Origin of the sequence: Burkholderia contaminans (assembly GCF_029633825.1) — a bacterium.
GTDB classification, from domain to species: domain Bacteria; phylum Pseudomonadota; class Gammaproteobacteria; order Burkholderiales; family Burkholderiaceae; genus Burkholderia; species Burkholderia contaminans.
In genome coordinates this window covers 96,049-114,068 of the sequence record NZ_CP090644.1, presented here as the reverse complement: position 1 = coordinate 114,068, position 18,020 = coordinate 96,049, and the positions used below count along the sequence as shown (strand labels likewise).

Below are 18,020 nucleotides of genomic sequence, written 5' to 3'. Positions count from 1 at the left end.
CTCCTTGGTTACCAGACGAATCCCGCACCTACACCGGCGGCCACGGTGCCGCGCGTATCGGTCGAGCCGTTCGCCTTCAGAATCCAGTGGCCGGCATACGTTGAAATGCCGAGCGCCATGGCGGACTGCCCGCCGTACGTCCCGCCCCCGATGGCCACCATGCTCTTTCCCGGCGCCGGCGCCTGGGGCAGACTGGCGATCGCGACAGCCGCGGCGATGCCGCCATTGGCGTCACGTCGGTCGTGTTCGATGCGGTTGCTCAGGTTCGTCACCGTGTCGTTCAGCTGCTGGACGTTGACGGCATCGGTCGGGGCCGTTCCGGCCGAGACATTGGTCAGTGTTCGCGTCGTACCGGTCGCCGAGTTGCCGATCGACACCGAATCGTCGCGATCGGCCACTGAACCGGCGCCCAGCGCCACGGCATTGGCGCCAGTTGTGCTCGCACCGCTGCCGACCGCGATCGAGCCGCTGCCTTGGGCAACGGCACCCACGCCGAGTGCAACACTGCGATCGCCGGTGGCCACCGCATTGCTGCCGATAGCCGTCGCATCCGTGCCGGTTGCAACTGAACCGGCGCCGGTGCTGTTGAACGCAGCATATTTGAGGCTGCCCTGGCCGGGCTCGGGGAGGCTCTGGCTGAACCTCGACGGAAGGATCGCGCCAAGTCGGGCAGAAAGTACATCGATCGCGCTGGTATTGGCGGCGACGTTCGCATTCGTGGCAAAGAGCTGAGCCCCGTTGACCGCATCCGCGCTGGTTGCTGATAACGCGCCGGGCGCCAGGTTATGGATGGTGACGGCCACCCCGGCTCCGAGCCCTCCAAGCGTCACGCTGAGCTTCGTGAGATCGTCGTAAGACAGTGCGTTACCGGCGATCGTATTGACCGTACCGATAACCTGGTTCAACTGGCCGACATTGACCGCGTCGGTGACGTTCACACCCGCTGCCACACCAGAGACGCGGCGCGCGCCAGCCAGGCCGCTGACGTCGATGTTGGTGCCGCCTGTGCCGGCACCGATCGTAATCGCGCCGGCACTCGAGCCGCCGCGTTGTTGCACGAGTCCGACGGTACCCGTAGCGAGCTGGCCAGCCAGGGCGGAGACGCTCTGGTTCGTCGCATAGAGTTGACGTCCCGAGACCGCGTCGGTGCTGTTCGCCGTCAAGGCCGCATCAGCGACGTTGGTTAGGGCGACGGGCGCGCCTGCCGTGCCGAATGTGACCCGCGTATGCGAGGCGTCGTCGTAGGCGACCGCGCTCGCGCCGAGCGCGCTGGCCTGAGATGCCACGCCCTGCAGCTGCTGGAGGTTGACCGCATCGGTGGCGTCAGTGCCGGCAGCTACGCCCTTGACCTGGCGCGCGCCGGCAGTGCCGGCGATGTCAAACGCCGTACCGCCGGTGCTGGCGCCGACCGTGATCGTGCCCGTGCTGGAACCGCTGGCTTGCTGCACCAGGCCAATCGTACCGGCCGCCAGTCCCGATTGCAGCGCGGCCAGCGTCGCCCCGCCGTTGGCGACGCCGGTGGACAACGACGACACGGCGAGGCCAGTCGACGTCGACAGCATTGCGATCGAGACCGCGTTGGCGCTGATCGCCTGGTTGGCGGTGTAAAGCTGCCGACCAGACACGGCGTCCGTGCTGGTGGCCGTCAGTGCCGCGTCTGCGACGTTGGTGAGCACGACGGGCGATCCGACGCCGGGGGCGCCGAGCGTGACGCGCGAATGCGTCGAGTCATCATAGGAGACTGCGCCGTCGCCGACGGCGCCCACAGCCGCCGTTACGCCCTGCAGTTGCTGCAGGTTGACCGCGTCGGTGGCGTTTGTGCCGGCGGCTACGCCCTTGATCTGGCGCGCGCCCGCAGTTCCGCCGACGTCGAGCGCGATGCCGCCGGTGCCGGCGCCGACCGTAATCGTGCCGGTGCTGGCGCCGCCGGACTGCTGCACCAGCCCGACAGTCCCGACCGCAAGACTGGACGCGAGGGCTGATATGCCGGCGTTGGCCGAGGACAAGCCGGTCGACAGCGACGCCAGGCCATGGGAGACGCCGGTCGAGAGAGAAGAAAGCGCCGTGGTCGTGCTGGTCGACAGGCTCGCGATCGAGACGACGTTGCTGGCGATGCCCGTGGAAAGCGAGGACGCTGCCGCCAGCGTTGACGTGGACAGGGCAGCGATCGCGCCGACGTTTGCGTTCGTCGCCTGCTGGGCAGCATAGAGCTGCCGACCCGTGACAGCGTCGGTGCTGCTCGCGTTCAACGAGGCGTCCGCGAGGTTGGTCAGGGTCACAGGCGACCCTGATGCACCGAGCGTGACGCGGGTATGCGACGCGCCGTCATAGCTAACTGCGCTCGCGCCGATTGCGCCCGTCTGGCCTGCCACGCTCTGCAGCTGCTGCAGGTTGACCGCATCGGTGCCGTCGATGCCCGCGGCAACGCCCTCGACCTGACGCGGTCCAGATGTGCCGGCCACGTCGAGGGCCGTACCGCCGGTGTTGGCCCCGACCATGATCCGGCCACTGCCGGTCCCGCCGGTCTGCTGGACCAACCCGACGGTTCCGGCCACCAGGCTCGACGTGAGAGACGACACACTTTCGTTGGTCGCGGACAAGCCAGTCGACAGGAGCGAGAAAGTGGCAGCCGTGCTGGATGAAAAGCTTCCGAACAAGGCCGCACTATTAACCGCGCCCGTCGAAAGCGACGACGTGACCGCCTGCGTTGAAGTAGACAGTGCGGCGATCGCACCACTGTTGGCATTCGTCGCCTGCTGCGCGGCATAGAGTTGCCGGCCGTTGACCGCGTCCGTGCTGCCGGCGTTCACGGAGCCGTCCGCGAGGTTGGTCAAAGTGACTGGCACACCCACCGCACCAAAGGTGATGCTCGTGTGGGACACATCGTCGTAGACGACCGCGCTCGAGCCGATTGCGCCTGTCTGAGCCGCCACGCTCTGCAGCTGCTGCAGGTCGACCGCATCGGTAGCGTCTGTGCCTGCGGCCACACCCTTGACCTGCCGCGCGCCCGCGTTGCCGGCGACGTTGAGCACCGTACCGCCGGTACTGGCGCCGATTGTGATCGCGCCCGTGCCGGCACCGCCTGCTTGCTGAACCAGACCAACGGTCCCTGCAGCCAAAGCGGACTGCATTGCCGAGAGTGTCGCGCCGTCGCCGGCCAGGCCAGTCGAAAGAGACGAGATCGATCGGCTTGTCGTAGTCGACAACGTCGCAATCGCGCTGGCCGTGCTCGTCGACAGACTTCCGATCGTTTGTGCGGTCGACGTCGAGAGCGACACGAACCCTGCAGCCGTGCCCGTCGACAAGCTCGCGACCGTCGTGCCGACGTCGGACAGCCCAGTTGAGAGCGAACCAAAGCCTGATGCCGTACTGCTCGACAGACTCGTGATGTTGGCCGTGTTGCTGGCGAAGCCCGTCGACAGCGACGTGACAGCCTGTGCGGTCCCGGTCGATAACGAACCGATCGCACTGGCCGCGCCGGTTGACAGGCTGCTGACCGTTTGAGCGGTCGACGTCGACAGTGACGAGAACCCTGCAACCGTGCTCGTCGACAAGCTCGCGACCGTCGTGCCGACGTCGGACAGCCCAGTTGAGAGCGAACCAAAGCCTGATGCCGTACTGCTCGACAGACTCGTGATGCTGGCCGTGTTGCTTGCCAGGCCCGTTGACAGCGACGTGGCTGACTGCGCAATACCGGTCGACAAGCTGGCCAACGCCGTACCGGCGCCGGCCACGCTGGTTGAGAGCGAACCTACGCTTGAGGCTGCACTGCTCGACAGGCTCGTGACGTTGGCCGTGTTGCTCGAGAGCCCTGTCGATAGCGACGACAAAGATTGTGAGGCGGTGGTTGACAGCGTAGCGAGTCCGGAAGAGACGGCGGCAACTCCCGTGGCATTGTTGGCGGTCGCAGTCGACAGCGACGTCACGGACTGACTCGTCGACGTTGAGAGACTCCCAACTGCCTGTCCCATGTGATAGAGCTCGGATCCGTTGACGGCGTCGAGACTTGTTGCACTAACGGCGCCGGCGGCAACATTAGTCAGTTGCCTCGGACTTTGCGGCGCACCGAAACTCACCACCCCGTTGGACGTTGATCCCGCCACCGAGTAGTTCTCACCAGCAATAACGAAGCTACTAAGCGGGTGCGCGGCGCCGGTCGTGGATCCCGATCCGATTGCGACATCCTGCGAATTGTTCGCGACGGCGCCGGTTCCGATCGCGACGGAACCATTGCCCGCGGCAGTGGCGGCGGAACCCATTGCCGTTGCATTCGTACCGGCCGCCGTCGTATTGCCGACCGCTACCGCATTCGTCTGCGCGGTGCTGGACGTCCCGAGCACGATCGAATCGGCTCCGGCCGCCGTCGACGCGTAACCAAAGCTCAACGAGCGCGGCCCGGCAGAGGTAACCGCCGTGCCGATCGCAACGGAATAATCGCCAGAGGCAACGGCACCATTCCCATCTGAAAGCGCACCGTCTCCGGACGTCTGAGCATGCACTGGACCAGCCATCGATGCGATCGCCGCGGCGATCGCGATCGATAAACCGCTTGGTGTAGGGCGTTTCGAAAATTTCATTACAATCCCCGCTTAACAACGAGTGCCCGGTCTACGGGACGTTTACGCCTGCGCTCGCGCAGGACCTGGAGCCCTCTGTTCCTGTCCTCCGCCAAGATTCCGGGAACAGAGGGGGTTTCTTTCGGCAACATCGCCATCGATCTGACGGCGCTGCCTTTGGTGAATCTCAAGCACGGCACCCTCGAAGGCGTCGCGCAGCATCGGGATATCGGCAGTCAGGGGCGGGAATTCCCCATCGTGGATGCCGACGCATGCGCGAGCGGGTGCTATCGCGTGGTGCCGAGCGGCATGGAGGTGGCTGAACCACTTTGGCGAACCGGGGTCTGTCGTACAGACCGCATAGGCGTACTGGGCACGCGAGAAGGGAGAAAGGACGGCCGTCATCGCGACGCCTCCGACTGCGACAGCAGTGCAGCAGCAATCACCGGAAAGGTCCGCTGCATCGGCGGATAGCAGATCTGGTTGATTGCACAGCCTTGATAGGTCACCGTGAGGCCGAACATCTCGCGAGCATTGACCGGCACACGCAACGTCACTTCTCGCTCGAACACCTCAACCGGACGCCCAGCACTCGGATCAGCGACGACCTTGCCGGCGCGGTGCTGAATTGAACCGAGGTGCGCGCGGCCGTCATCACTCGCGACCCGGAAGCGGTCGCCGTAAAGTCGGTAACCGTCAGCGATCGCAAAATGGAGGACGACAGCGCCACGTTCTTCGGTCATGCGAACGCGGAACGCTTGCTCGGGCGACAGAAACTCCTGCGCGTGTGCCTGGCGAGCGAGGACACCGCCAACGATCCACGCAAGCAACGCCAGCGACACGGCCACGACTAAACGGTGCAGAACGCGAGTTCGAGCGGTCATCGCGCACCTCGCTGCTTCCACGCCGATTCAGTGCGGGCGAGAATATATAAGACCGGCAGCGCCAGTAGGCTCCAGAAGTACAACGTTGCGCCGGCAACCATTCCGTCGAAACACAAGTCGAAAGCCGATTCCGCCAACCCGGCCGCCGACGAATCGAAGTTCCCGACGATCACGATCATCAACAGCATGCAAATGAAATAGACACACATGCCGAAACGGTGCAAACCGCGTTGCGCACGACGTAGTGCGCTCCACGTTCCACGTCGAGTGCACGTCGAACGTACAGCCGCCAAGAACAGTAGCGCCGTAACAAACGCGGCGATGAACACGGGCTCCGTGCTATTCCAGAATCCGAGCGCATCAAGGTAAGCAATAGGCGCAATCAGTAACCAGGTAACGAGCGCCAACACGCCAAGCATGATTCGCACATGTCGACGATGAACGGGGGGGTGAAGGGGACGCGTATGCATACGGCTTTCTCCTTTACATGCCGCGTATTTGTCCAATTCCATCGTGGTGTTCAGTTCGCAGACCCACTGACCAGATAGCGCAGGGCGTCCTGACCGCCTGCCGCCGCGGCTCGACGCATGAGTTGCATGCCGATTTCCTGATCCGAATCGGTCGCCGCCGTGGTGTGGCCGAAACCCGCGTGCTTTTGCAGGTGCATGCGAGCAACCAGGTACATCGCTGTCGGTTCGCCAGCGTCTGACTCGGCCTGGAGCAAGCCCGGATAGTCGCGATTGAAATGAACGGCAAGCCATGTACCGGCGGAACGACTTCCGGCTTTCAGGGCGGCCTCCATCGCAGGTCGCATGTCGAAGTGCTCGCGCGAGCGAGCCCAGGACTGCAAGGGCCCGTTTGTGCAAGTGATGGAAAACAGGCAAGCCGCCGCCGCAAGCGCGACCGCCGCGCCCTTCAGCGTGCGTTGGGCAGAGGGATCCGTGTTGGTCAGGATCAACGTGCCTTTTGGCCAGGCGATCGAGGCTGCAGCTCGCCGGCGCTCGATGGAAGATGCGCGATATCGATTCATTGCGGGTGCCTCTACAGAAACGCGAGATCGGGGAAAAAGACCAGCCGGCAAGCCGGCTGGCGTCAAAGGGAAGGCGCAAGGTAAGGAACAGCACCTTCCCGCCACTAAATTGCGATCAGGCAGGCGCTACTGGCCGATGCCTCCCTTGGCCACGTCGGTGGTCTCGGCAAACGTGTATTTCTTGACGACCCCGCTGTCGTCGAACAGCACTGTCAACGTCTTCTTCCGCACGTCAGCGCCATGTGCAAACGCACCGACGATCGGGACGAAGTTGATAGCGTGCGGCGTGGCGTGCGCCAGCTCGTATGTCCAGATCTCGAGACCCGAATCGGTGAATGTGGTCTTGTTCGGTGAACCGAAAGCATCCTGAACGTCCTGCTTCGTGCTCTTGCCCTGCTGGATTTGGGCCTGAACGCTTGATTGCGTCGCGGATTCGAGGTGCTCGTTGCCAGTGGTGGCGCAACCGGCAAGTAACGCAGTGGCCGACAACGCGACGATCAGGAGCGTGTTCTTCGTGAATTTCATGGTCTTCCCCTTGGTGTGATCAACAGTCAAAAATGGCGGTGATTCGTTGCTGGCCTAATACAGGCGGCCGGATCGCGCCGCTTCACATACAGTGCGATACCAGTCGTCCATGTGGCGCCTGACCTGCAGCTCGACGTAGCTGATGTACGGTCGCCACCACGCGTAGAAAAGCGAAGCGACGAGGCCGGCGAACACGTACATCGGCAGCGAAGCGCGCGGCTCGACGACGATCGGGTAGTCGAGGTGGAATCCGTTGGAGATCAGCCGCCACCAGAGCAACAACGCCGGTGCCCATGCCAACCAGCACAGTGCGAGCCACTGCACGACGTAACGCGTCGCCCAATCGGCTTCGATACGCAGCAGTCTCGGACTGGTCCACAGCCGACGGCGAATGTGTCGACGTTCGGCCAGATAGAGCCGCGTAAAATGCGGAACGGGACGCACACGTCGGGGGCGATTGAAAATAGACATGGCGGCCCCTATCGCTCGATAGAAAGCTGGTGGTCGTGTGATCGGTCTGCGCGTTCCGCTTCGTGATCGCGCTCCCTGACCTGGTGCAGCGCGCTGTCCGGCGAATACTGAATCGCGATCTGCTCGCCGACCTCGACATCGCGGGACAGACGATCGCGCGGATAGACGATGCCAACGGTCTGACCGATCTTGACCAGCGAGTGGTGCGTCGAGTTGGCGAGCACCTCACCGCGGTAGTGGCGCTCCAACTGCTGCGCATCGCGCAGAATCAGGTTGTGGTAATCGCCGGCCAGGCCGATCGCCCGGCGCGAAACATCGTCCGGCACGTCACCCTCGGGTAGCTGGCCCCGATGGATCTGTTCGGACAGGTTGGCGCGTTCGATTTCGCTGTGGGGAACCGTGCTGATCGAGGTCCGCGTTTCGAGGTGGTGGTAGGCCGCGTCGAGCTCGGGGAAGAGGGCGAGCGCCTGGTCACGGCCCAGCGTGTCGAACGCGCGGCCGCGCTCCGCGTCGCGCGCGTGGTCAACGGTACGCCGGCGCGGCGCGCGCGCCGTATCGACTTCGACCTCCGTCTTTGGCTGATCCGGTTGGCGTGCAGACGGCAGAATGGCCCGTTCGCGTACCGGCTCTATGCCACCCGGATCGACGACGACCACACGACCGTCCACGATGCCCAGATTGTCGACGCCCTGATCGCTCCAGTGGTATCCGCGCTGACGAAGCGCGTCGGCCGTGCGCGCGACGTCGGCCGATGTCACGCCTCGCATATCGGCGCGGGGCATGATTTCGTATCGCAGATTGCCTTCGGTGCCGCTCGCCACCGGCTGCAAGACCTCGGGAATTTTTGGCCGAACGGCAAGATCGCCGGTTCCGAGCCGCACCACATGCTTGTCGTCGGCCGCCAGCACGACCGACGACGCGCCGGCGTCCAGCGGTGTCAGGTGAGTCATCCCGTGCGAGCGAAGCCTGGCCTCGAGGGCGGGCAGATGGCGCGACGCAGCGATTTCCTCGGCGACCGGATCGGGGAAGTGGCCACCGACGTTCGGCACGTCACGCGTCATCGACCGGAGGACGTCGCGCAAGCCGCGCTCCGGTGCCGGCCGCGCATCCGCAGACGCTCCGTTGACCCGTGCTTGCGCATCCCTCTCCGGGACGCGTAGCGCCTGCTCACGACGCAGCGAGATGTCGGCAATCTCCGGCGCCGGCGCGCCTCGGCCTGTACGAGCGTCACGAATGTCATCGAGCATTTGAACGTGATGGGCTATCTCGTCGCGGGTCATCGGACGCTCGCGCTCATGCACGATCGACGCCGCGGCCGCTTGCGGCTCGCGCCATTCACCCTGATGCAGTTCGTTGCGGTATATCTCGCGGTGATGCCGATCGACGATCAGGATTCGATCCACTGCCTTCTCACGCTCGAGCAATGCGACCGTTTCCACCATGCCGGCATACGCCTGGTCGTGCTGCTCGCGATTGACCACCCGTCCCACGCCCGTCGTCGCGATTTCGCGCTCGGTACGCATCTGCGCACGCGTAAGCGACACGTCCGCTGGCATGGCCACGCCCCGAACCTCCAGCGTGTAACCGCGGTCCTTGAGCCGCCGCGCCAGATTGCGCAGGCTATCGGGGTTACGCATCGTGCCGTCGACCACAAGATCACGGCGCACGTCGGATGCGGCCGTGGTTAGCCGGCCCGCCCACCGGCCAGCATCGGCATGCGTCAGGTCGGCTGCATGTTGCGGATCCTCGCGAAGAAGCCGGCTGTACTGCGGCAGGTTCTCCCTCATGCGATCGGCGTCGATCAAAACGGCACCACCGCGCTCGTTGAGTTCGCCCATCGCCTGACGCGCAATGGCCGTCTTGCCGGCACCGGGTTGGCCACCGATGAGGATCGCCTTCGGCTCGGCTTGCTCGCGGCTGCCGTCAATCGCCTCGCGCTCCACTCGCGCATACGCGCGCTGCATCACGACATCCGGAATAGTGTCCATGATGGGCTCCGGAATCAGGCGTGACCGATGTTCAAGCGACGGACACGCAGGCCGTAGATGTCCAGCGCACGAGCGATCGCAGCCGCATCATCCGGATGCAGCGCATCGCGAGCGGCAACCAGAGTCTTGCGTTCCGCGTCGGCTATAGCGATGCACTCCGCATCCGGCTCGCTGCGCGACTCCTCTTCAGCGATGACGGCGACATAGTGGGCGATCAGCTGCCCGATCGTCTGGCAGGCGACTTCGAAATCGACATGAGGCATCGTGTTCTCCATTAAAAAGTTCGGCTTACGCGCGTGATTGCCGGGTCAAACACCTGGGTAAGGCTTCGATTCATTCCATAGGCGCGCCCACGCGGCGCGCACGGCTGCGGCGACCGTGGCGTGATGCCAGATGACGAGGACGTTTTCAGCGTTGTGATTGGCACCGGCCTGCGTGTAGTTCATCGAGCCTGTCTGGGTCGTATCGCTATCAGCGACGATGAACTTGTCGTGCATGAGCGGTACGGCCATGTCGATGCGAACCGGTATTCCGGCCGCGACGAGATCCGCGAGCTTCGAGCCGCGGCCGTCAAGCTGGGAGCGGTCGAGGACGACACGGACCTGGACACCAGCGCGGGCGCGCTCGATCAGATGGGTAACGATGCGACGATTGGTGAGCTCGTAAGCGGCGACGTCGAGCTCCGACTGCGCGCTGTCGATCACGCTCAGCACGAGCGCCTCGGCCTGGCCGTCGGGTGAAGTCGCGAATTGGACGGAGGCGTGGTCGCCAGAGCCTGCGCTTTCAGAATGTGAGGCGTTGTCGGCTGGGTGCTTCAGAGAGCTCGCAAAATGCCCAACGGACGACGACAAATTGCCGAGATCCGGCGTCGGCCCGTCATGCAGCACGTAGTAGCCGACACCGGCCGTGATCGCGAGGAAGAGGAGAAACTTCATGCCGACCTCCCGACGTGGGAGGCGTGGCCATCCGCTGAATAGGAGCGGGCGCAGGCGTCGTAGCTGTGCACCGAGGCGCAAGCAGCAAGAAGCAGGGCAGAAAACGTGAGCGCGACCAGACGCACTCGACTCACCGTCGAGATCGCGCTAATTAAAGACGCAAATGAATTGACACCACGACGAATTACGTCATCAAGGATTAACTTGCCAGTACGAGAAATCAGGCGTAACGTCGATACTAATTGCGTACGGGGGCGCTCATCATGGACTATGTGCTTGCGAATTTCATGGCGATAATGGCAGCAGCGATTTTCTCGGTTTTCACATCGTTTATCGCCTCGCGCAGTGGCCGATTGATTTACCGGAAAATCATGTGGGGCTATCTGACCACGCTCCTGGTTGCGGCCATCGTGATTACGGTAATGCAGCTGCCCTTTACCATTTTGGCTTTTGGCGCTCTCTTTTCCTGCATCTTCGGCGTGTTCGCCCAATTGGGCGTTGCAGTCAAGCTGGGCCATCTCATCATGACCGGCGCGCACTATGATGACGGCTGGAACACCGCTCGTTCGAGCAACAATGCAAGCAGCGACCTCTCGAACGATTGGTTTTGGAGAGACCAAAGAAATCAGATGAGTCATAGCGATTGGCGTCATTGATTGGGGAATTACCGTCCGGGGCCGCAAGGCCCCTTTTTCATTGGTTGTCGGGATCATCGTTTGCAACGCCCGCGCTCGGGAGCGACTTGACTCCACGTGCGTCATCTGCAGAACCGCGTCCTAGTCGACTCGCCGAAGCCAAAACGCTCGGGGAAGTGGCCGCGCCGCTTACCGCCGAGTCGTCGTGCGGAGCAGATGCGTCGGCTCCGACGGTTGCGGCATCGAGGTATTGCGAGGGTGTCGATGGCAAGGCATCCCCTGCAGCAGATGACCCGCCTGGCGCGCGACCGATCTGCACCTTTCTGTCGACGCCACCGACTTCTGACCCGACGCTTGCGAGGCCGATGCCACCGGACGGCGAACTTCTCCGGCCAGCTGGTTCAGGCGCGATAGGCGCCGGCGTAGCCTGCTCCTGACCAGAGTTAGCTGGTTTGACGTTGTCGATTCGTGAACCAGGGTTGCCAGCCGTCGTTCCAGGAGCCATGACTGAGACCCCGCCGCTACGCTTCATTGATGCGGTCGGCAAGCTACTTCCCCGACTTCCATCGTCAACCACCCGGCGACCCCGTATCGAGCCGACGGGCCGCGCTACAGCTTCTTGATCAGGGCTGGGTAGCTCCGGAGACGGCCGGCTGTATGTCCCGTCAGGAGCATCGGGCACTCGACGATCACTCTGCCGATGTGACATGTGATCATTGCCGGCCGGCAGAGTCACGATCCTGAAGTCAGATTCGGACAGACGCGGTTGAGTCGCGGGCGAGCCCGTGCCGGTTTCCGTCGCTCGAGCGGCTTCAAGAGTCGGGCCATTTCCCGTAGTTCGCGGATGTAGGAAGTTTTCAATTGGTGCCGAGGTGGACGTTGTTCCAGCCGGCCCGCTCGGCTGAATCGAGTTCACCCATGCCGACAGGGGCCCCTTGCTATCGGAAGCTGACGGCGCCGCGGGCGGAGAGGAAAGCAAGCGGCCCGGCGCCCGCTCGGGCGTCATGAGCGGCTTGTTGTCGGCCGACGGATCGACGTGGTCACGCACCTGCTTGATCGGCGCGGCGGACTCGCTCGCGACCCGTTGCTGCGTAACATCCACACGGTGCTGTGCGTCGGTCACGATTTGGGGCATCGGCGTCGCAACATCCAGGGGTGTCGTATCCACTGGTCCAACCGCACCTGCAAAACGCTGGAACGACGCGGGGGCACTTGCACCAACGCCGGACTGGTTGCGTTGGTCCTGGCGAACGACGTCGATGCCGCTCGCAGGGAGAGTAGACCCATCACGAGCCGTGGTCGGCAACGTCGAGTTGCGCGAAACGATGTCGCGCATCGCTGCATCTTGGGCGACCAGCTGAGCGATCTGCGGGGACGGCAACGTCATCAGCTGGCTGTATCGGATACCGTTGCGCGCAGCGACCGCCTGCAGGTTCTCAGGCGTCATCAGGTTGGTCGAGGTATCTACGCGCGAAACCACTTGCGTCGATCCGCGCTGGCGCACGTCTGCGCTGCGAGTGAGATCCGCTGCAACGCGAGAGCCGGACGAAACCTGGTCCGTCAGAGACGCCGACCGGTCGCGGCGAACGTGCTGCCCGGACTCCATTCCGGTGGAGTCATTGTGCATCTGCGAGCCTTCGTGAGAGACGTTATCGCTCTCGGTGTAGGCGGCCAAACTACTGTTTTGATCGACGAATTTTTGTGCGTCAGAATTCCGCCAAGACTTCGTATATCCACCTTCGCCCGAAACATCGAGACCAAACTTCAGACTCGACTGCCCTTTCCCCGTGCCACCGCCATTTGCATAATCCGCAGCCCGCACCTTCAATCGATACGCATCCCGAATCGCTTGAACTTCGTTCGGCGATTTTCCAAGTGACTCGGCCTTACGAGCGAGTTTGTCTTCTTCTGCTTGGTTAAAAAGAGGCGAGTTCGAGACCGGATTGCTGCTTCCTTGCCGACCATTGCCGGAAGGCCCACGCCCGCTACCACCGGCTGAGCCGCCGCCTCCACCGCCGGCGTTGCCGGACGGCGCCCCATCCTCGCCAAACGACTTGGCAAAGCCGCCACCAAGCATGATCGAACCTTTGGCTCCTGCAGAAGTTGTACCGTCGACGGAGTGCGACTGATCTATCGCATATTGCTGATCATGTGCGGTCCGCCGCTCACCTGTTTGGCTAGACGAGGCCCGCGTACCCGAACTGGAATCGTCGGACAGGCGCTGTGAGCTTCCACGCTCCTGGCTGCTCGAGACACTGTTCGTGCTGGACGCAAGCTGCTCCCGCCCAGCGAACGTGGAATTCGTGCGGTTTGCCGCGACACCCGTCGAGGTGTCGGTGCCGAGCGACCGCTCAAATGCGTCCTGGGACGTGGCCGAAACGCCGAGGCTGTTCTGAAACTCGGTGCGAGCGATCAGGCCATTGGCAAAGTTCGTGAAGGCCGAGCCGGTCCCGGTATCGACGTTCATCGACCCGGTGCGCGACTGCACAGTGTTGTCGTACTTGTTCGCCGAGGTCACGTTGCGCGACGCGTTATCGATCGACGACGAATCCATGTGCACGTTGCCGATGTTTTCGTCGCCTTGCGCCTGTTGACCACCGATCTGTTGAGCAGAGCCGGTCAACGCGCCGCTCAGTTGAGAGAACGCACCGACAACGCCGGCCGATGCGAAGTTCAGCAACAGCCACGCAAGGGGAGGCGTAATAATCACCATGTATCCAAGCAGCGCCTGCTCGTCGAGCAACGTCTGTCCGAACTTCGCCGCCATGCCGAACGGCACGCCGGCCTGCAGCGACATCGAGCGCATCTCATGGCTCAGGTGAATCAGCGACAGCCCGTTGATGACCGCGAAGAGCATCGGCCAGACAGACACCCATGCCACCGTCTTGGCGTACATCGCGAGGATTCGTTTGGCCCCATCCGCGCCGCTGATCAGGCAGAGCACCAGAATGAGCGGGAAAACCGCATAGATGATCGCTTCGGCATAGTTGCGAACGGTCGGCAGCGTGTTCTTGGCGAGAATCGCCATGGAGGCGAGTGAGCCGTTCGTCGCCACTGCAGCCTGGGCAGAACTCATCAACGCATTGACCTCGGCCACGCGCGCCGGATCGTTCAGCATCGCGGGCAGCTCCGCTCCCGCCTGGCGCCATACGTTGTTGAACATTGCCTGTCGTAGCGCCGACGACGCGTTCTGCGACGACTGGAGGATGAAGCCGTACGAATCTCCAATCGCGTTGACGAATTCCGCCTTCGCCATGGAGGGGTCGGCGATCTCCGGATACATCTCGCTGCCATACATCTGCTCGGCCGCTTGCTCAGCGTCCTGTACGCGCAGCAGCAACAAAGTGCCGGTCGCGGAACAGGTGTCCGTCGTAGGGTTCGCGGTGAGGGTGTTCGTCGTCACATATCGGGCAGGGCTCGTCGACGTGAACACGGTATTGAAGGGGTCGGTGCCGTTCATGATCGTCTTCGGATCAATCGCGCCGTCCTGGATGTCGTAGACCGTGCACTCCTTGAAGAACTGGATAAGGTCAGCGTGCAGCCCCGGATCGGTGATTTCAGCCTTGTTCACCTTCTGCAGCACGGAGATGCCGAAACCCACATCCCCCTTTTTCAGGGTCAGCGTATCCGGCACCGAAAAGATCGTTTCGTACGACTGTGTCAGCACGCGAGAGATGAGCGTGAAGCTCTGGGCAACCGCGGCGAGATAGGCGGGGACGTGATCCACCTCCCGAGTCGGCTGCACGTTGTTGACGTCCGTGATGAACACGTTCTCGACCGGTAGCAACAGCAGCTGCGTCATCAGCATCGCGGCGGCGAACCACCGGAAGATCTCATAGCCTTTCCGGCCGATCGCGACGATCGTCCAGATTACGACGCCGCTCAACAACGTGTAACGGATGAGACCTGTCCAGGTTCCGCTACCCATGAAAGACGCGATACCCTGCATGACGTAGTACAAGGTATCGACGTTCCCATAGGTGTCGATTTCCATGTTCATTGAGTCCCCCCGCCGTTCAACGTCTGGCCAAAGGCCAACGAGTTCCGAAGCGAGGACGACACATTCGCGTGCACGGCGCGCTCGATCGATTGGAGTTGCTCGACCAGTTGCCACGCGTTCGACGTCTGGCTGAAGGCTTGCATCACTGCGCTGCGTGCTTCCGATTCGACCGTGTCAATGTTGGTATTGAGCTTCGTGGCCTCGTCGAGCAGCGACGTGCTGGATTTCACGGTGCCGTAACGCGCGATTGCCCGGCGAAGATCTTCAGCGGATCCGTGGATATACGCTTCGGCGTACTTGGCAGCGATCAGCGACTGGTAGGTACTCAACAACTGGTCAGCCAGAGACGAATTGTTCAGACGCGTGCCGACCGCGATCATTTTGTAGACCGGCAGGTCCGTCATGCTCAGGAACCGAAACGTGTCCGCCGGGTTCGGGATCGCGGAGCGCGATGCGATCGCATCCGTGATTACCTGCAGCTTTTGCTGTACGAGCGTACGGAAGGGGGTGTATCCAATTTCCTGAACTGACGGATTCAGGCACTTCGTCGTCTCGTCACACACGTACACCTGAATCGTGGTGCCACTGTTCGCAGCAGGATCGTTACCGACCAACTCCTGCACCGTGAGGCTGCCGATTCGCGGCAGGAATACAGGATTCACCTCCGTGCCGCCCGAATCCGACGGGTCGGGAAAAATGACCGTCCCCACCAGCGACATGAGGAATTCGCGATCCGACGTGCTCAGGTCCGGCAGCTGCTGCAGCGCCTGCCACGTCACATTGCCGTACGGCTGCTTGGCCGCGAGATTGGAATCCGATGCAGTGGCCGTATTGATCGTCTGCGCCGCTTGCGCCGAGCTGTTTCCGGTATTTGTCCAGGCATCCGTCATATCCGAATACAGGTTCGTGAATGGCCCGAGCGTGTCGGCCAGGTTCGCCTGCTCTTTTTTCCATGCAACAGGCGTCACCGCATTGACGATGCCCTCAGCGGCCTGGCACGAGTCGATGTTCATCCGGTTGACGTCGCGGGCGATGGTCTGCAACGACTGCATGACGTTGTCGCAGGTCGGGCAGAGGTTCTGCAGGGCAAGCTTGAATGCGTAGCCCAAGGCGTTCGAGCCGATGTTGCGCAGCAGCGCAACAAACTGCTCCTTATTGATGAAGCTGAACCCGCCGGCAAACAGGTCAATCCCGCCGCAACCCGCACCCCATTCCGGGGCGGTGACGCTCGCGAGCTGGTAAGTCTTGTGTGGCGTGCGCATGAACACACTGCCGCCGCTGTACATATCCATCGTCTCGCCCTGCAACGCCCGAGGGCTCGATACGTTGCCCATGGCGTTGATTGAGTCGAAGACCTGCTGCATCGACATCGCCTGCGCACACACCGGAGCGATGGCAACCACTGCAGCCGTCAGTACGGCAAACCAGCGTGTCGGTTTCATCAGAAAAGCTCCCCGGGCTGCGAGGCAGTGAGAACGAAAATGCGGTCGATGATGTCCTGGAGGGACATCGTTCCCGAGCCGATCATTGCGTGGTCGCCGGTCTCTTTGGACGCAATGAAGAGGGCGGGCACCTGCTGCACACCCCAGACCGACGCCTGACCGTGGTCAGGCGTCGGGTTCGGAAACTCGCCAATACCCCGACCGTCCAGAGAGACCGGCAGCACGTCGATGCCATAGCGCTGCGCGAGCAGCACAATCGTCGGGGCCATCGCATGGCAGTACGGGCAGTCCGAGCGGAAGAAGAAAATCAGGCCGTGCTTCTGCGCGAGTGCACGCAGTTGCCCGTCCTGGTCGGAATCCCGGGTCCGGTCATAGGTATGGACAGCGACGTTGTTGGTCGGACGCTTGAGCGAGTAATCGAGGCTCGGGTTCTGCCATACGACTCGGCGCCATTGATCGGCGAAGACAGCGCTCTTTTGCTGGACGTACTCCCAAAGCTTGATGTACTCCTTGATGTGCTCGGGCGTCGGGTCCATGTTTGCGACGTCGAGTCGGTGCTTCAGTGCCTCGCGCATCTCGTCGGCCGACTTGATCTGATCGAAGTCGTCGGAATCGACCGGTTTGGCCGCGCTCGCACCCGCGGGCGCCGCGGGCTTGTCGTCATCGCAGTACCAGTTGAATTTCTCTTGCCCGTCGCAGCTCCAGGCGGACTTGTAGTCCAACCCGTCTGCGTCCGCAAACGGCGGCACCAGCAGCGCTGCAGGAAGCAGGACCGCTACCGCGAGCCGGAATCCACGGAATGCGCTCATGGCCGGCTCCGCTGCGCGTCGACTTCAAAGCCGGCGTCCTCGAGCAACACGGAAATGGCTTCGCGCGACGGCGCGGCGCCGTGCGTTACCCGGAAGGTCGCGCGGTCACTGGCGGCACCAGCAAAGAGATGGCTCGGCAAGTCGGGCGCCGGCGCGGCGCGCATACTGGTGATCGTAATCTGCAGTCTCACTTCACCTCTCCTTCGCGGATTGCACGACTAAGTTCGGCACGCGGCCGTCCGATCGAGTCGAGACGTCTGCGCAGTCCGATAGGCGAGGGCGGGGAAACGCCGAGATCCGTCGCAAGCATGACGACGACAGCAACGAGCCACGCGACGAACAAGCCGTGACCAACCTGAGGGGCGAGCGTCGTGATCGGCACGTCGTCAGTGCGCCAGTGCATACAAATGGCGGCCGACGGCGCGTGGCGAGCCGCCGTATCGGTGCATGTCCGCAGTCGGATCGTGTCCGGATTCGTACCGCTTCCAGCCGCCTGTTCGAGCACGGTCGTTGCCATACCCGTGAAAGACCCATGATTCAGTATTGCGAGCGCGACGACGGGGACGGCCGCCGGCACAATGACGAAAGCGAAGAGGAATCGCCGCACGTAGCAGGGCAGGCTGGCGAGTAGCGCATAGCGCCAGTTCGAGCGGACACGCGAAGGGGGAAACAGGCTTTCGATGGACATGATCAACGCTCCTGGGTAGTGAGGGTTTTGAAATCTGCAACCAGTGGGCGGCCCCGC

At 62.8% G+C, this 18,020-nt stretch carries 15 protein-coding genes; 1 reads left to right on the top strand and 14 read right to left on the bottom strand.

The genetic code is table 11. The annotated features are described in order from the left end of the window. Window positions 1-8 precede the first annotated feature (8 nt). The 9 genes from LXE91_RS41735 to LXE91_RS41695 all read right to left on the bottom strand — a co-directional run bounded on the left by LXE91_RS41735 (window position 9) and on the right by LXE91_RS41695 (window position 10,389). Entirely contained in the window at window positions 9-4,577 is a 4,569-nt protein-coding gene (locus tag LXE91_RS41735) for a beta strand repeat-containing protein (protein WP_027811100.1), read from the bottom strand. A 380-nt stretch (window positions 4,578-4,957) separates the two neighbouring features. Then, window positions 4,958-5,440: a protein-disulfide reductase DsbD N-terminal domain-containing protein gene (locus tag LXE91_RS41730; protein WP_034175799.1), complete on the bottom strand. Its 483-nt coding sequence runs from the start codon at window positions 5,438-5,440 to the stop codon at window positions 4,958-4,960. Next, window positions 5,437-5,910, bottom strand: a complete 474-nt coding sequence (locus LXE91_RS41725) for a hypothetical protein (RefSeq protein WP_125380539.1) — start codon at window positions 5,908-5,910, stop codon at window positions 5,437-5,439. Before LXE91_RS41725 ends, LXE91_RS41730 begins: the two co-directional genes overlap by 4 nt. 50 nt (window positions 5,911-5,960) lie before the next feature. After that, window positions 5,961-6,470: a hypothetical protein gene (locus LXE91_RS41720; protein ID WP_027811097.1), complete on the bottom strand. Its 510-nt coding sequence runs from the start codon at window positions 6,468-6,470 to the stop codon at window positions 5,961-5,963. Window positions 6,471-6,596: 126 nt separating this feature from the next. Beyond that, window positions 6,597-6,995 carry an outer membrane protein assembly factor BamE domain-containing protein gene (gene bamE, locus LXE91_RS41715; RefSeq protein ID WP_027811096.1) on the bottom strand — a complete coding sequence of 133 codons (399 nt, stop codon included), beginning with the start codon at window positions 6,993-6,995 and terminating at the stop codon, window positions 6,597-6,599. Window positions 6,996-7,049: 54 nt separating this feature from the next. After that, window positions 7,050-7,466, bottom strand: a complete 417-nt coding sequence (locus LXE91_RS41710) for a hypothetical protein (RefSeq protein WP_027811095.1) — start codon at window positions 7,464-7,466, stop codon at window positions 7,050-7,052. An 8-nt stretch (window positions 7,467-7,474) separates the two neighbouring features. Then, window positions 7,475-9,454, bottom strand: a complete 1,980-nt coding sequence (locus LXE91_RS41705) for a zeta toxin family protein (protein ID WP_027811094.1) — start codon at window positions 9,452-9,454, stop codon at window positions 7,475-7,477. 14 nt (window positions 9,455-9,468) lie between these two features. Then, on the bottom strand, window positions 9,469-9,729 hold the full coding sequence (locus LXE91_RS41700) for a hypothetical protein (RefSeq protein ID WP_027811093.1): 261 nt from the start codon (window positions 9,727-9,729) through the stop codon (window positions 9,469-9,471). Between the two features lie 33 nt (window positions 9,730-9,762). Next, on the bottom strand, window positions 9,763-10,389 hold the full coding sequence (locus LXE91_RS41695; RefSeq protein ID WP_027811092.1) for a phospholipase D family nuclease: 627 nt from the start codon (window positions 10,387-10,389) through the stop codon (window positions 9,763-9,765). 263 nt (window positions 10,390-10,652) lie between these two features. Between LXE91_RS41695 and LXE91_RS41690 the strand changes: the two genes are divergently transcribed. Further along, window positions 10,653-11,045: a hypothetical protein gene (locus LXE91_RS41690; RefSeq protein ID WP_027811091.1), complete on the top strand. Its 393-nt coding sequence runs from the start codon at window positions 10,653-10,655 to the stop codon at window positions 11,043-11,045. A gap of 37 nt (window positions 11,046-11,082) precedes the next feature. Here the strand turns inward: LXE91_RS41690 and LXE91_RS41685 are convergent, their stop codons facing one another. From LXE91_RS41685 to LXE91_RS41665, 5 genes are read right to left on the bottom strand one after another with little or no spacing between them, the layout of a single operon-like run. After that, a complete protein-coding gene (locus LXE91_RS41685) occupies window positions 11,083-15,018 on the bottom strand; it encodes a conjugal transfer protein TraG N-terminal domain-containing protein (protein ID WP_223274480.1) in 3,936 nt (1,311 codons plus the stop codon). A 2-nt stretch (window positions 15,019-15,020) separates the two neighbouring features. Then, the gene (locus tag LXE91_RS41680; protein ID WP_027811089.1) at window positions 15,021-16,466 is read right to left on the bottom strand and encodes a conjugal transfer protein TraH; all 1,446 of its coding nucleotides are present in this window, start codon (window positions 16,464-16,466) and stop codon (window positions 15,021-15,023) included. Next, a complete protein-coding gene (locus LXE91_RS41675) occupies window positions 16,466-17,275 on the bottom strand; it encodes a conjugal transfer protein TraF (protein WP_027811088.1) in 810 nt (269 codons plus the stop codon). The genes LXE91_RS41680 and LXE91_RS41675 overlap by 1 nt, the downstream gene beginning before the upstream one ends. After that, on the bottom strand, window positions 17,272-17,466 hold the full coding sequence (locus LXE91_RS41670) for a hypothetical protein (protein WP_027811087.1): 195 nt from the start codon (window positions 17,464-17,466) through the stop codon (window positions 17,272-17,274). Before LXE91_RS41670 ends, LXE91_RS41675 begins: the two co-directional genes overlap by 4 nt. After that, the gene (locus tag LXE91_RS41665) at window positions 17,463-17,963 is read right to left on the bottom strand and encodes a hypothetical protein (RefSeq protein ID WP_027814060.1); all 501 of its coding nucleotides are present in this window, start codon (window positions 17,961-17,963) and stop codon (window positions 17,463-17,465) included. The genes LXE91_RS41670 and LXE91_RS41665 overlap by 4 nt, the downstream gene beginning before the upstream one ends. Between the last annotated feature and the right edge of the window lie 57 nt (window positions 17,964-18,020).

Bases quoted from the DNA above. Each gene is read 5' to 3' on its own strand.
- LXE91_RS41735 (WP_027811100.1), bottom strand. From the start codon at position 4,577: ATGAAATTTTCGAAACGCCCTACACCAAGCGGTTTATCGATCGCGATC.
- LXE91_RS41730 (WP_034175799.1), bottom strand. From the start codon at position 5,440: ATGACCGCTCGAACTCGCGTTCTGCACCGTTTAGTCGTGGCCGTGTCG.
- LXE91_RS41725 (WP_125380539.1), bottom strand. From the start codon at position 5,910: ATGCATACGCGTCCCCTTCACCCCCCCGTTCATCGTCGACATGTGCGA.
- LXE91_RS41720 (WP_027811097.1), bottom strand. From the start codon at position 6,470: ATGAATCGATATCGCGCATCTTCCATCGAGCGCCGGCGAGCTGCAGCC.
- bamE (WP_027811096.1), bottom strand. From the start codon at position 6,995: ATGAAATTCACGAAGAACACGCTCCTGATCGTCGCGTTGTCGGCCACT.
- LXE91_RS41710 (WP_027811095.1), bottom strand. From the start codon at position 7,466: ATGTCTATTTTCAATCGCCCCCGACGTGTGCGTCCCGTTCCGCATTTT.
- LXE91_RS41705 (WP_027811094.1), bottom strand. From the start codon at position 9,454: ATGGACACTATTCCGGATGTCGTGATGCAGCGCGCGTATGCGCGAGTG.
- LXE91_RS41700 (WP_027811093.1), bottom strand. From the start codon at position 9,729: ATGGAGAACACGATGCCTCATGTCGATTTCGAAGTCGCCTGCCAGACG.
- LXE91_RS41695 (WP_027811092.1), bottom strand. From the start codon at position 10,389: ATGAAGTTTCTCCTCTTCCTCGCGATCACGGCCGGTGTCGGCTACTAC.
- LXE91_RS41690 (WP_027811091.1), top strand. From the start codon at position 10,653: ATGGACTATGTGCTTGCGAATTTCATGGCGATAATGGCAGCAGCGATT.
- LXE91_RS41685 (WP_223274480.1), bottom strand. From the start codon at position 15,018: ATGGAAATCGACACCTATGGGAACGTCGATACCTTGTACTACGTCATG.
- LXE91_RS41680 (WP_027811089.1), bottom strand. From the start codon at position 16,466: ATGAAACCGACACGCTGGTTTGCCGTACTGACGGCTGCAGTGGTTGCC.
- LXE91_RS41675 (WP_027811088.1), bottom strand. From the start codon at position 17,275: ATGAGCGCATTCCGTGGATTCCGGCTCGCGGTAGCGGTCCTGCTTCCT.
- LXE91_RS41665 (WP_027814060.1), bottom strand. From the start codon at position 17,963: ATGTCCATCGAAAGCCTGTTTCCCCCTTCGCGTGTCCGCTCGAACTGG.